Origin of the sequence: Pseudomonas sp. NMS19W (assembly GCF_051554255.1) — a bacterium.
In the GTDB taxonomy this organism is placed as follows: Bacteria; Pseudomonadota; Gammaproteobacteria; order Pseudomonadales; family Pseudomonadaceae; genus Aquipseudomonas; species Aquipseudomonas kribbensis.
In genome coordinates this window covers 2,308,531-2,321,493 of the sequence record NZ_CP136718.1, presented here as the reverse complement: position 1 = coordinate 2,321,493, position 12,963 = coordinate 2,308,531, and the positions used below count along the sequence as shown (strand labels likewise).

14 protein-coding genes are annotated in these 12,963 nt (G+C 61.3%); 5 read left to right on the top strand and 9 right to left on the bottom strand.

Going from position 1 to position 12,963, the window contains the following annotated elements; translation table 11 throughout:
• The first annotated feature begins 179 nt into the window (after positions 1-179).
• The gene (locus R1A29_RS10580) at positions 180-605 is read left to right on the top strand and encodes a VOC family protein (protein WP_438301414.1); all 426 of its coding nucleotides are present in this window, start codon (positions 180-182) and stop codon (positions 603-605) included.
• Positions 606-659: 54 nt separating this feature from the next.
• Here the strand turns inward: R1A29_RS10580 and R1A29_RS10575 are convergent, their stop codons facing one another.
• The 5 genes from R1A29_RS10575 to R1A29_RS10555 form a co-directional block, all read right to left on the bottom strand.
• Entirely contained in the window at positions 660-1,625 is a 966-nt protein-coding gene (locus R1A29_RS10575; protein WP_114882282.1) for a sensor domain-containing diguanylate cyclase, read from the bottom strand.
• A 62-nt stretch (positions 1,626-1,687) separates the two neighbouring features.
• Positions 1,688-2,266 (bottom strand): hypothetical protein, encoded by a 579-nt coding sequence (locus tag R1A29_RS10570; protein ID WP_438301412.1) that lies wholly within the window; start codon positions 2,264-2,266, stop codon positions 1,688-1,690.
• A gap of 1 nt (position 2,267) precedes the next feature.
• Positions 2,268-4,430, bottom strand: coding sequence for a molybdopterin cofactor-binding domain-containing protein (locus R1A29_RS10565; protein WP_438301411.1), 2,163 nt, complete (start codon positions 4,428-4,430; stop codon positions 2,268-2,270).
• 17 nt (positions 4,431-4,447) lie between these two features.
• Positions 4,448-4,903: a (2Fe-2S)-binding protein gene (locus tag R1A29_RS10560; RefSeq protein WP_438301410.1), complete on the bottom strand. Its 456-nt coding sequence runs from the start codon at positions 4,901-4,903 to the stop codon at positions 4,448-4,450.
• A 128-nt stretch (positions 4,904-5,031) separates the two neighbouring features.
• The gene (locus R1A29_RS10555; RefSeq protein ID WP_438301409.1) at positions 5,032-5,931 is read right to left on the bottom strand and encodes an acetoacetate decarboxylase; all 900 of its coding nucleotides are present in this window, start codon (positions 5,929-5,931) and stop codon (positions 5,032-5,034) included.
• 226 nt (positions 5,932-6,157) lie between these two features.
• On the opposite strand from R1A29_RS10555, the gene R1A29_RS10550 reads away from it, so the two are divergent.
• Entirely contained in the window at positions 6,158-6,988 is an 831-nt protein-coding gene (locus tag R1A29_RS10550; protein WP_114882277.1) for an alpha/beta fold hydrolase, read from the top strand.
• 38 nt (positions 6,989-7,026) lie between these two features.
• Here R1A29_RS10550 and R1A29_RS10545 read toward each other — a convergent pair whose 3' ends face one another.
• A complete protein-coding gene (locus tag R1A29_RS10545; RefSeq protein ID WP_119426572.1) occupies positions 7,027-7,419 on the bottom strand; it encodes a GFA family protein in 393 nt (130 codons plus the stop codon).
• A 107-nt stretch (positions 7,420-7,526) separates the two neighbouring features.
• On the opposite strand from R1A29_RS10545, the gene R1A29_RS10540 reads away from it, so the two are divergent.
• On the top strand, positions 7,527-8,675 hold the full coding sequence (locus tag R1A29_RS10540) for a GGDEF domain-containing protein (protein WP_438301408.1): 1,149 nt from the start codon (positions 7,527-7,529) through the stop codon (positions 8,673-8,675).
• Positions 8,676-8,712: 37 nt separating this feature from the next.
• Positions 8,713-9,384: a class I SAM-dependent methyltransferase gene (locus tag R1A29_RS10535; RefSeq protein ID WP_438301407.1), complete on the top strand. Its 672-nt coding sequence runs from the start codon at positions 8,713-8,715 to the stop codon at positions 9,382-9,384.
• Positions 9,385-9,389: 5 nt separating this feature from the next.
• On the opposite strand, the gene R1A29_RS10530 is transcribed toward R1A29_RS10535, so the two are convergent.
• The 3 genes from R1A29_RS10530 to R1A29_RS10520 form a co-directional block, all read right to left on the bottom strand.
• Positions 9,390-10,544 (bottom strand): NnrS family protein, encoded by a 1,155-nt coding sequence (locus R1A29_RS10530; RefSeq protein ID WP_438301405.1) that lies wholly within the window; start codon positions 10,542-10,544, stop codon positions 9,390-9,392.
• Position 10,545: 1 nt separating this feature from the next.
• Positions 10,546-10,794, bottom strand: coding sequence for a transmembrane sensor/regulator PpyR (locus tag R1A29_RS10525; protein ID WP_438301404.1), 249 nt, complete (start codon positions 10,792-10,794; stop codon positions 10,546-10,548).
• Between the two features lie 167 nt (positions 10,795-10,961).
• A complete protein-coding gene (locus tag R1A29_RS10520) occupies positions 10,962-12,308 on the bottom strand; it encodes an XAC2610-related protein (protein WP_438301403.1) in 1,347 nt (448 codons plus the stop codon).
• 148 nt (positions 12,309-12,456) lie between these two features.
• On the opposite strand from R1A29_RS10520, the gene R1A29_RS10515 reads away from it, so the two are divergent.
• On the top strand, positions 12,457-12,960 hold the full coding sequence (locus R1A29_RS10515; RefSeq protein WP_438301402.1) for a VOC family protein: 504 nt from the start codon (positions 12,457-12,459) through the stop codon (positions 12,958-12,960).
• Positions 12,961-12,963: the final 3 nt, after the last annotated feature.

Here is a 12,963-nt window from a genome sequence, read left to right as displayed (position 1 = left end):
TATTGCCTGCGATTTGAGCAGTATCGTTTTTTCTGTGGGACTCAGCCTGCTGACTGATCGCGATGTATCAATCCACGCCCCCGGTGCGCCTGATACCGTCATCGCGAGCAGGCTCGCTCCCACAATTGAAAAGCACAGCGCTAGACTCAGGTCACCCAACCGTCGATTGAGGCCTTCCCATGCCACTCAGCCCTTTCCATCTGGCCATTCCCGTATACGACCTCGCCGCCGCCCGGCATTTTTACCGTGAAGTGTTCGGCCTTGAGGAAGGCCGCTCCAGCGATCACTGGGTCGACTTCAATTTCTTCGGGCATCAACTGGTGATTCACCTGGCGCCGAAAAACGCCTCGCAAGAAGCGGCCCACACCAATGCCGTGGACGGGCATGACGTGCCGGTGCCGCATTTTGGTGTGGTACTGGGAATGGAGGAATGGCACGCGCTGGCCGAGCGCCTGAAATCGCTGGGCACGCGGTTCGTGATCGAGCCGGGGATTCGTTTTCAGGGTCAGGTGGGCGAACAGGCGACAATGTTTCTGTTCGACCCTTGCGGCAATGCGCTGGAGTTCAAGGCGTTCAAGGATATCGGGCAGTTGTTTGCCAAGTGACTTTGCGGCGTTCATCCGGGCGCCATCGCTGGCAAGCCAGCGATGGCGCCGGCACTAACAACGCTTCAAGGCCTGCTTATGGGCATACATCGCCCCATCCGCATCCGCCAGCAACTTGTCCACGGTTTCATGCCGTCGCGGGTCGTATTCGATCTGGCCGACACTGAAACGAATCGCATAACCCCGATGCAACGTCGCATTGCGCTCCTCGAGGATTTCCTTGAGCCGCGCCATGATTGCCGTGGTTTCGATGTGGCTGGAGCCGGTCAGCAGCGCCACGAACTCATCGCCCCCCAAGCGCCCGACCACGTCGCTCTCGCGAAAGGCAATGCGCAACACATCGGCGAAGGTCTTGAGCGCACTGTCGCCCTCGGCATGCCCATACAGATCGTTGATCTGCTTGAAGTCGTTGAGGTCGAAAAACAGCAGCGTCGCCGGTTTGTCCATCCGTGCGCAGGCGTCCAGCGCATGCTGGGCCAGCATCTTGAAGCCCCGGCGGTTGGACAGCAGCGTCAGCTCGTCCATGCTCGCCATCTGCACGGCCATCAGCTCCTGCTCGGCCATGCCGGCGAGATCGCGCAGCAACTCGCGTTCTTCGTCGTCGAGTTCCCGGGGTTTGGTGTCGATCAGGCACAAGGTGCCCATCTTGTTGCCGTTGGGCACGGTCAGCGGGTAACCGGCGTAGAAGCGGATGTTCGGGTCACCGGTCACCAACGGATTGTCGTGGAAACGCTCGTCCTCGCGGGCATCGGGCACCAGCAGCAGCTCGTCCTTGAGGATCGCGTGGCCGCAGAACGAAACAGAACGTGGCGTTTCGGTAGTGTCCAGCCCCACGCAGGACTTGAACCATTGCCGCTCCTTGTCCACCAGCGTGACCAGGGCAATCGGTACATTGAACAGGCGCCTGGCCAGACGGGTCAGGCGGTCGAATCGTTCTTCGGGGGCAGTATCGAGGAGGTTCAATCCATACAGCGCCTGAACCCGAGCCGCCTCATTGGCGGGTTTGCCTGGAACCAGCATCAGTACACTCCATTGTCATCAGTGGTCTTTAGCGTAGACCGATTCGGCGATGACTCAACTTCTCAGCCACCTGCCACCGGACATGGCCCGCCTGCATCCGCCCACAGCTTGAACTGACTGACGAAGATGTCGTGGGGCACCGGTACCGGTTGCCGCCCCGCTCCGGGATTCCAGCCCCAGAGCACCAGTTTGTCCTCACTGACGTGCTTGATCAGCGCAGCGAAATCCCGGTCGCCATTGCTGCTGCGATCCTTGATCATCGCGCACAGACGATCCGGCGGCAGGCCGATCCAGGCCATCTTGTGCGAGGCCGGCGGCAGGCTCCAGTGCGGCGCGCCGGGTGGCGCGTGGGGGCCGTAACTGGCCGGCGGATTGCTCTCGGCGTGGCAGGTGGCGCAGGGCAAACCGGCGGCGCCCTTGCCGTCCATGCCACGCACCACGTTCATCGCGTGGGGCGTGCCGGCGTCGAACTGCAACGGTGAATCGCCGGGGACGTGGCAGTTCTGGCAACGCGGGCTCTGGAACACTTTCTGCACCGTGCCAAAGGCTTTCAAGGCTTCCTGATCGTCAGCGAACAGGTCCGAAGCGTAACCACCCAACCCGACCAGAATCACCGTGCCCAACAACAGATGTCGTTTCATCTCACACCCCCGACAGTTGCAGCGGCAGTTCCCGCAGACGCTGCCCGGTCAGGGCAAACACCGCGTTGGCCACGGCCGGCGCGGTGGGCGGCACACCGGCCTCGCCGATGCCACCGGGCTTGTCCGTGCTCGGCACGATATGCACCTCGACCACCGGCATCTCGTTCAGCCGCAGCACCTGATAGTCGTGATAGTTGGACTGCACGACCTGACCGTCCTTGAGCGTCAGTTTGCTGTGCAACGCCATGCCCAGGCCGAAGGTGATGCACGACTCCATCTGCGCCGCGATGCTCTGCGGATTGACCGCAATTCCGCAATCCACCGCACACACCACCCGGTGCACGCGGATTTTCAGGTTGTCCTGGGACACTTCGGCAACTTGCGCGACATAGCTGCCGAATGACTCGTGAACCGCCACGCCCAGCGCATGGCCGTCCGGCAGCGGCGCTTTCCAGTTGGCTTTTTCCACCGCCAGATTCAGCACGCCAAGGTGACGGGCGTGATCCTTGAGCAACGTTCGCCGGTACTCCACCGGGTCCTTGCCCGCCGCCGTGGCCATTTCATCGATCAGCGACTCCATGACAAACGCGGTGTGGCTATGCCCCACCGAGCGCAGCCACAGCACATTGATCCCGGTGGCCGGCGAATGCAGATCGACCTGATGATCCGCCAGCCCCTGGATGTACGGACTGTCGGCCACGCCCTCGACCGAGGTCTGGTCGACGCCGTTCTTGACCATGGTTTTTTCCAGCATGGTGCCGGCCATGATCGACTGGCCGACCAGCACGTGCTGCCACGCCAGCGGCATGCCGTCTGCGCCAAGGCCGATCCGCGCCTGATGCAGGAACATCGAGCGGTAGTAGCCGCCGCGAATGTCATCCTCCCGCGACCACACGGTTTTCACCGGCATCGCGGCAGCCTTGGCCACTTGCACCGCTTCGGCGACAAAGTCCGAGGTCGGGTTGGCTCGCCGGCCAAAGCCGCCGCCGAGGAATTCGGTGTGGATTTCCACCTGCTCCGGTTTCAGCCCGGTGATCTTGCCGGCGATCATTTGGTCCAGCGTCTGAAATTGCGTACCGGTCCAGATCTCGCATTTGTCGGCGGTGATCTTCACCGTACAGTTCAGCGGTTCCATCGGCGCATGAGCCAGATAAGGCACGCTGTACTCGACATCGATTTTCTTCGCCGCCTTGCCAAAACTGCCCTTGGCATCCCCGGCCTGACTGGCGGAAATGCCCGGTGTGGCGGCGAGTTTGCGGAAACTCTCCAGCAGTTTTTCGCTGCTCAGATCCGCGTGCGGCCCCAGATCCCAATCGACTTTCAATGCATCACGACCGAGCTTCGCCGCCCAGTAATGATCGGCAATCACCGCCACGCCGGTCGGCACCTGCACTACTTTGCGCACGCCGGGAATGGCCAGCGCTTGCGCGCCTTCAAAGGATTTGACGCTGGCGCCAAACACCGGCGCCCGGGCAACCATGGCGGTCATCAATCCGTCGAATTGCACGTCCATACCGAACTTGGCGCGACCGGTGATTTTCTCCGGGGTATCGAGGCGTCTGGTGGGTTTGCCGATGACTTTCCAGTCCTTGGCTTCCTTGAAGGTGATCGACTTCGGATCCGGCACCGGCAGTTGTCCGGCGGCATCCGCCAGTTCGCCGTAGGTGGCGCGGTTGTCACCGGCAATCACCACACCGGAGTCGGTGCGGATCGTCGACGGCGCCACGTTGAAACGCTTCGCCGCCGCCTCGATCAACATCTGCCGTGCCGTGGCACCTGCGAGCCGGTAACGGTCGAACTCCATCCAGGTCGAGGTTGACCCGCCGGTGATCTGCATCCCGCCAAACGCCGGCATGCCGTAGTCGGCAGCCGAGGCCGGCGAGTGCTCGACGCGGATTTTCGACCAGTCGGCGTCCAGTTCTTCGGCAATCAGCATGGTCAGGCCGGTCCAGATGCCCTGACCCATTTCCGAATGGCCGAGCAGCACCGTGACGCTGTTGTCCGGCGCAATCCGCAGGAACGCGTTCGGCGCAAAGGCCTTGCCTTCATTTTCCGCTGCCGTGGCAAAGCGATTGCCACCGGGCACCACAAACGCCACGACGAGACCACCGCCAAGCACGGCACTGCCCTTGAGAAATCCGCGACGGGATACAGGACTGTTCATCACTCACCTCCCCTCGCTCAGCCGATGTCGGCGGCACGTTTGACCGCTGCGCGGATTCTTGGATAGGTGCCGCAGCGGCAGATGTTGCCGGAGAGCGCCTGATCGATGTCGCTGTCGGTGGGTTTGGGGATTTTCGCCAGCAACGCGGCGGCGGACATGATCTGCCCGGACTGGCAGTAGCCGCATTGCACCACGTCCAGCTCGGCCCAGGCCAGTTGCACCGGGTGCGAACCGTCGGTCGAGAGACCTTCGATGGTGAGGATCTTCTGGCCATGGGCGACGGCGGTGGCCGGTGTGATGCACGAGCGCAGCGGAGCGCCATCGACGTGCACGGTGCAGGCCCCGCACTGGGCCATGCCACAACCGAACTTGGTGCCGGTCAGGTGCGCGACATCGCGCAGAACCCAGAGCAACGGCATGTCCGCGGGGACATCGAGCTCCTGATCCTTGCCATTGATGTTCAAGGTCAGCATCGGGGATTTCCTCAGACTCACGGTGTTCTGAAGGGGCGTTGCGACAGCATTCGATGCCGTGCACGCCTCGGCTTATCCCTTTCAGCTAAGCGCATTTTGCCCCGACGACCAGCCGCCGCGACCACCGGTCATGGCTGTGCTGTCAGCGGCACCGGCAGATTGAGCACGATCTGGGCGTCCTTGATCACGTCCAGACGCAGGATCCGCGACGCCCCGAGGCCATCGAGCAACTGGCTCAGCGGGCCGCCATTGCGGTCCAGCTGCACATCGCGGGGAAACAGGCGTTGGGCAAAGGATAGTGTGTTGCTCTGCACCACGCTTTGATGCCACAGACCGTCGACCTGATGAATCATGGTGGCGGTGCTCATGCGTGATTGCGACGTGACGTTTTTCAGGGTCGGCAGCGGCGCTTTCAGGACCAGGTCCGGCAGGCCCTTGGGCCCGTCGATGCGGGCGCTGACGCTGGTGCCGATGTTCACGTTGATGTCGGCGCGCCACTTGGGCAGTTGATAGCCGTGCACACCGCGCACCCGGGCGATTTCGGTGTTCACCGGCAGCGCCAGCACATGGGCGGTGAAGCTGCGTCGGCGCATGGCGTCCATCAGCTCCAGCGCGTGGGAGCCACGGGCGCCGGGGCGACGCACGACAATCGCCACGGAGACTTCGTCGTACGGGTCGTTGTCGCAAACCGAGTAGGAGAAAAACGTCAGCGCCACCAGCCCATAACCGGGAAACGCCCGCAGCGGCTCAAGCGGCGCCGGCAACGTGGCGCGCAAGCGATCCAGCGGTGCGAGGAACAGCAACTGCACGCTGCCGGATCGGTAATAGAAGTTCGGTGCCCAGGTCGGCCCGACTCGCGACGCCACCTGCTGCTTGGGAATGCGCCGAAAGAAGTCGATGTTGCCGGCGGCCTTGTCCCGGGCCACTTCGTCGAGGTTGGGGTTCATGCGGAAACGGTCGTAGTAGCCGCCCTCCAGCACCTCAACCTTATGCGATCCGAATTCGACTTCTGTAAAGCGCTTGCTCATGTTCGCTGACCTTTCTCGATGAGTGGCCCGGCAGGTGGCCGGTCAGCGCCACTCTAAGGTTCAACCAAACTTTAAGGTCAAGCGCTCAACGGCTATGGCCCACCATTCACGCCAGCGATGACCGTTCGGAACTTCCTTGACCTTAAAGTGCACTTCAATCCTAGAGTTCATAACGCTTGTCTTCCCCCTTCACGTTTCCGTTCCGCATTTTTCAGGAGTAGCGAACATGGGCTATGTCACAACGAAAGACGGCGTCGAAATCTTCTACAAGGACTGGGGCCCGAAAGACGCTCCGGTGATCCATTTCCATCACGGCTGGCCACTGAGCGCGGACGATTGGGATGCGCAGATGCTTTTCTTCCTCGCCCAGGGCTTCCGGGTGGTAGCCCACGACCGACGTGGTCACGGGCGTTCCAGCCAGGTCTGGGACGGTCACGACATGGATCACTACGCCGACGACGTGGCGGCGGTGGTCAATCATCTGGGGACGCAGAAAGCCGTGCACGTCGGCCACTCCACCGGTGGCGGGGAGGTGATTCACTACATTGCCCGGCATGGCGAGGATCGGGTTTCCAAAGCCGCGATCATCAGTGCCGTGCCGCCGCTGATGGTGAAAACCGAGAGCAATCCCGGCGGCCTGCCGAAGTCGGTGTTCGACGATCTTCAGGCCCAACTGGCAGCCAATCGTGCGCAGTTCTATCACGATGTGCCGGCCGGTCCGTTCTATGGCTACAACCGGCCGGGGGCCAAGCCTTCGGAGCCTGTCGTGCTCAACTGGTGGCGTCAGGGCATGATGGGCGGCGCCAAGGCGCACTATGACGGGATCGTTGCGTTCTCCCAGACTGATTTCACCGAGGATCTGAAAGGCATCTCGATCCCGGTGCTGGTGATGCACGGCGATGACGACCAGATCGTTCCTTATGAAGACTCCGGTGTGCTCTCCGCCAAACTGCTGAAAAACAGCACGCTGAAGATTTATCCGGGCTTCCCCCACGGCATGCCGACCACCGAGGCGCCGACGATCAACGCCGATCTGCTGGCCTTTATTCGCGGCTGATTTTATTCGCCGGGGTCAGGCGCCCTACCTGACCCCGGCTACTCTTCGGTTCTCCCCGCCCCCTCGCGATTACCCACATAGTGTCTGGCCAATGGAAACGCCGGCAGCCACGACTCGCGACGCACCGTCCAGAGTTCATAAGTCGGCTGCAACCGATCGGGCGCATCCAGCGCGCCCAGACTGACCTCGATTTCATCGCCACTGCGACCGAACACCGACGAGCCACAGCGCGGGCAGAAAAACCGCCCGGCGTAGTCCCGGGTTTCGCCGGTTATGGTCACCGCCTCCGCCGGAAAGATCGCCGCCGACGCAAACAGCGCGCCATGGTGTTTGCGGCAATCCAGACAATGGCAAACGCCAACCCGCCAGGGTCGGCCCGTCGTTTCGATCCGCACCGCGCCACACAGGCAACCGCCCGTCAGTCGATCCATGGCACACCTCCCGCAAATGGAATATCCGGTGAGTGAAAATAGCAGCGCACTGGGGGAACGCTTACAATCGTGGCCCATTACCACCATTCAGACAGACCACTCCCTTCATGGCGCTCGACCCCCTTACGATGTTGACCATTTCCACCGCCCTGGCAGCGGCGGCCGCCCTTTACCTGGCGGTCGAATGGCGCGGCATCCGCGAATCCTCGTTGCTGTTCTGGAGCGCCGGTTTCGCCACCATCACCGTTGGCTCGAGCCTGGCCCTGCTGCGCGCCAACGGTTATCCGCTGATCGGCATCTGGTTCGCCAACGGCTTGCTGGTCGTTGCGCACTGGCTGTTCCTGCTGGGCGTTGCGCGGTTTACCCAGCGATCGTTGTCGCGAGCCTGGTACTTGATGTTCCTCGCGTGGCTGGCGCTACTGCTGTTACCGGAAGATCCGTCGTGGTCGAAGATCATGCTGATGGCCAACTCGCTGCTGGTTGCCGTGCTGATGCTGCGGGCCAGTCTGCTGCTGCGCCCTCACGGCAAATCATTGAGCATTGGCGCCGTGCAACTGCGTTATGTGCTGTTGATTCACGGACTGTTTTATTTCGCCAAGGCGATTACGGCGGTGCTTCCGGGCACACTGATCGACCTGGCGGCGTTTCGCGGCACGATCATTCAGATTTCTCTGGTCGAAGGCGCGATGGCAATCATGCTGATCGCGCTGTCGATGACCGGCACCGAGCGCTACCGCCGGGAAAAGCAGATTGCCGAACTGGCCGCCCGGGATCCGCTGACCGCACTGTACAACCGCCGCGCCCTCGAAGTCCGCGCGCCGCGCCTGCTCGATCAAGTTTCCAACGCCCGCCCCGGCGCCCTGCTGCTGATCGACATCGACAACTTCAAACTGATCAACGATCTGTATGGCCACACCGCCGGCGACCGCCTGCTGATCTCACTCAGCGAAATGATCCGCTCGCAGTTGCCTCAGGACGCACTGGCGGCGAGGCTGGGCGGCGACGAATTCGTCATGTTGCTGGGCGATGCTTCCCACGAACAGATCATGGTGCTGGGCAGTGAGTTGCGTGAGCAGTTTCAGCAGATGACTTCTCAATCCTACGTCACCCCGGAAGCGGTAACGCTGAGTATCGGCGCCAAAGCCTTCGACCAGCCGCCGGCCAGCCTCGCGGCATTGATCGAACAGGGTGACAGCGCGCTCTACGAATCCAAGCGCGGCGGACGCAACCGGATTCGTCTGGCGGACTGCACCTGACCTATCCTTGCCTGCACCCGCTTTCTTGGAGTTCGTCATGTCCTCGCCTGAATCCATCCTTTTGCAGAGCTGGAGCCAGAACGCTCAGGCCTGGACCGAAGCCATCCGCAGTGGCGCCATCGAAAGCCGCCAACAAGTCACCGATCAGGCGATTCTGTTGACGTTGATGGGGCGCCAGCCGGAGCGCGTGCTCGATCTGGGATGCGGCGAAGGCTGGCTGTTGCGGGCGTTGGCTGAGCGAGGGTTCGACGCAGTCGGTGTGGACGGTGATGCGACGCTGGTCGAGGCCGCACAAGCGGCGGGATCGTCTCCGGTGTACGTCGCCAGTTATGAAGAGCTGGTGGAAGCAAAAGTCGACATCGGCCATGGCTACGACCTGATCTGCGCGAACTTTTCCCTGCTGCATCAGGACATCATCCCGCTGCTCGCCGCCATGAACGCCCTGCTCTTGCCGGGCGGCGCGCTGGTGATCCAGACGCTGCATCCGTGGTCGGTGGCAGCGGGTGATTATCAGGATGGCTGGCGGGAGGAAACCTTCGACGGGTTCAAAGGCCAGTGGCAGCCGATGCCGTGGTATTTTCGCACCTTGTCCAGCTGGCTGAATGCGCTGGACATGGCCGGGTTTCAGTTGACCAGCCTGCGGGAGCCGCAGCATCCGCAAAGCCCCGTGCCGCAGTCGTTGTTGATGATTGCCGAGCGTCGTGACTGAAAAAGCTACAGCCTCGGGTTGAGCAGGATCCCGGTGTAATGGCGTAAAAACAAAACAAAAGCCGCACACCAGAGCACCACGGACAACCCAAGCCCCAGACTGGAAAACGGCACCAGCAACACCCGACAACCCGCCGCGATCAATACCAGTGCAAACCCCAGCACCACGGCTTTCGGTGGCTGCAACAACCGGCCGGTGTGACCGAGGCTGACCCGCGCAATCATCGCCAGAATCAAGCCGCCGACACCACCAACGGCCAGCGCATGGGTTGCCAGACTTTGCTGGCCGAGCAGTCCCAGATGCCAAGCCGCCATGGCCCAGATCGCCAGCGCCATCCAGGCGTAAGCCAGGTACAACGACCAGAGCAGCGACACCCGCCACATCCCGCGATCATGCCAGCGGATCAGACGCAACATTTGCAAACTGCCAGTGAGCGCAAACAGCGCTGCCAGCCACAGCCGGGGTGAATCGTTGAGACCCGCCGCAAACGTGATCGCCGTCAGCAGACTGCCGATCAACAGCAACCGTGTTGGCAATGGATGGGCGGACGGTGCGGGCGGACGGTTCAAGCCGCGTTGAATGAAAAACGGAATCACCCGCCCGCCAATTACGGTCATCAGCGCCGTCACCAGCCACAACGCGCCCAGCACACCCTGGCGTTGCAGGCCTGCGTCGTCGTTGTACAGGCCAATCAAAGTCAGCGCCTGACAACCCGCCATCAACCCCAGCACCAACACAATCGGATAGTTGTCACGTTTGCCCGCAGCGATCAGATCCCGCGCCAGCATCACCGCCAGCAAGGGCAGAAAGGCCCATTGCAACGCGAGGATCAATCCAACGGGCAACGGCATCCACCAAGCCACTCGCCCGAGCAACCAGACGATCACCAACGCAATCAACGCCCCGCCGCGCACGCCGGGAATTCCCGTCCAGTTGGGCACCGCCGTCAGCAGAAACCCGGCAACGATCGCCGCTGCGAAACCGAACGGCATTTCATGCCGATGCCAGGCGAGCATGCCGCCCACCGGTTGCAGGTCGAACCAGTGGCCGTAAAGCCACAAACCCCAGATCAGAATCGCCAGCGCGGCAAATCCGGCACCGGCTAGAAACAGCGGCCGAAAACCCAGGCTGAACACAGGTGCTGCGGCGAGTCTGCGCATCTCAGGCCACCGCCAGGGCTGGGTATCGAGCCAGCCGATACTGCGACAGCAAACGCATGACATAGCCGATCTTGATCAGCGTCGGACCGACGATGGTCATGGCGTGCATCGCCACCAGCAGCGCAATCGGAATGTGGCCCTGATACAGATAAGCGCCGTAGATCCCGGCCAGCAACATGACCAGACCGGCGACGAGCATTTTGCTCGACAGGTGCAGAACGTTCAGCGGACTCTCGAAGAAAGTGAACATGTTTCGTACTCCTGAGCGGATCAGTTTGTACAGAAGCCATATCAACTCTCGTGCCAGATTTTTTATCCTTTTAAATCAAGGACCCCAACAAAAATGAAGTCAATATGACTCGAACAGGAAAGAGTCATATTGACTTCGACCATTGTCATTAGGACAACAAACTATCTTCAAGGCTGTTTGACGTAAGCCCCTCTGAAATCCCAAAAATCACCGGCTCCATCCACCTGTACCGCCCCGTCGAGCAGGCGTAAACGGTAGAGCGGCTCGGCAATCTGATCCTGACCGATCACCAGATTGCCCGCCTGCAACGGCCATTGCCGGGTTTCCTGGCGGGGTGGTTTTCCAGCCTGTGTCACAGCCATCTGGATGGACGCCTGCTCACCCGCGCCCTTCTCGGTGGCCGGCGTAATCTTGATCGTCAGCCAGGCCGATCGCCCGTCCGACGCCATCATCACGTACCGTCCTTCACGCTGATTGTCGGCGGGCGCTTGAAATTTTTGCGTTGCAACCCGAAAAGCCGTCGGTCGTGCTTCGAAGATCAGGGACTTGTCGCCCTCGTGCCATGTTCCGCCCTGAAAGCCATGTTCATCAGGCTCACCTGCCACGTACCAGTCGCCGGTGACACGGCCCTGGGCATCCAGTTCATGCAGCAACACGGCGCCGTCGTCGTAGGGTTCGCCCACCAGCCGGATCGGCTGGCCATTGCCTGTTTTCGTGTAACGAACCTCGCCAATGTAGACACCACCCAACATCTGCCACCACAGCTCGAATGCGATCCTGCCGTCGAGCTTGCCCCGCAACATCACCGGCGCTTCACCCACCGGTCCTTGAAGGCGACGCTGCTCCAGCCATTTGCCGTCCTTCAATTCTCGCCGGGTGACATCGGTATAACCCGCCGGCATCAGCGGGCTGCCTTCGGACGGCCGCTGCGCGACCTCGACTTTTTCGGCCACCTTGACCGGCGAATTGTCCTGCACCTGCCAGTTGATAGTCTGACGCCAGCAGCAACCGCTTTTCGAATGATTGACGAGCCGTCGAGCAGTGGAATCGACTTCGAACAACCCCAGATACGGTTCGCGAGTCAGCGCCGACAATGCCTTGTTCAGCACCAGCACCGGGCTCGACGGATCGAACAGATAGACGTCAAAGGAGGCTGCCGCGTAGCCGCCGTCATTGCCGTTACGGATTGCCAGATCCTGATGCCCATCGAAATTGAAGTCGCCAAACACTAACAGCCGTTGTTCGTCACATCGCAATGTCCGGGCCGAATCGTCAAGCGGAATCAAATCGGTAGCCTCGACAGCATCGATGCGTTGCAGCACTTCGCCACTGGACTTGTCGCGCAGGGTGACTTGCGCCGCCACCGGTTCGAAGTTCTGCATCGGCAGGTGGTCGACTTTCACATCGATGCTGTAGCTGTTTGCCGGATCGGTGAGCTGGCAGCTCAGCGGGTCGGCACTGGCCGAAGCGGTGCCAAACAGGCAGAGAAAAAACAATGAACGAGAGACAGACATGTTGCAGAGCATCCTTGCGGCAAAATCGGGGCGGCAAGTCTAACGACAATCGTTTTTGGGCGCACTTGTCGATCTATGGCGCCTACGCCCTGCCCCGGACTGACTACGCTATTAATCCAGCGTGTCCAACCTGCCGAGGATGACTGCCATGCAACGCTTTCAAAAACTGACTCCGTGCCTGTGGTTCGACGATCAGGCCGAGGCGGCGGCGAAGTTTTACTGCTCGATCTTCGACCACTCGAAAATCACCGCCCTCACCCACTACGGCAAGGCCGGCCAGGAGTTTCACGGCCGCCCGGAAGGCTCGGTGATGACCGTCAGTTTTGAACTCGACGGCCACACCTTTACCGGCCTCAATGGCGGGCCGATGTTCAAGTTCAATGAGGCGATTTCGTTTCAGGTCAACTGCCAGAACCAGGAGGAAGTTGACCATTTCTGGGGCAACCTCAGTGCCGGCGGGCCCGTGGAAGCGCAGCAATGCGGCTGGCTCAAGGACAAGTTCGGCGTGTCGTGGCAGATCGTCCCGGTGGCGTTCATGCACATGATGACCGACGCCGACCAGACCAAGGCCCAACGGGCGATGCAAGCCATGCTCGGGATGAAAAAACTCGACATCGCCGAACTGGAGCGAGCCTTCGCCGGCCAGAGCTAATAC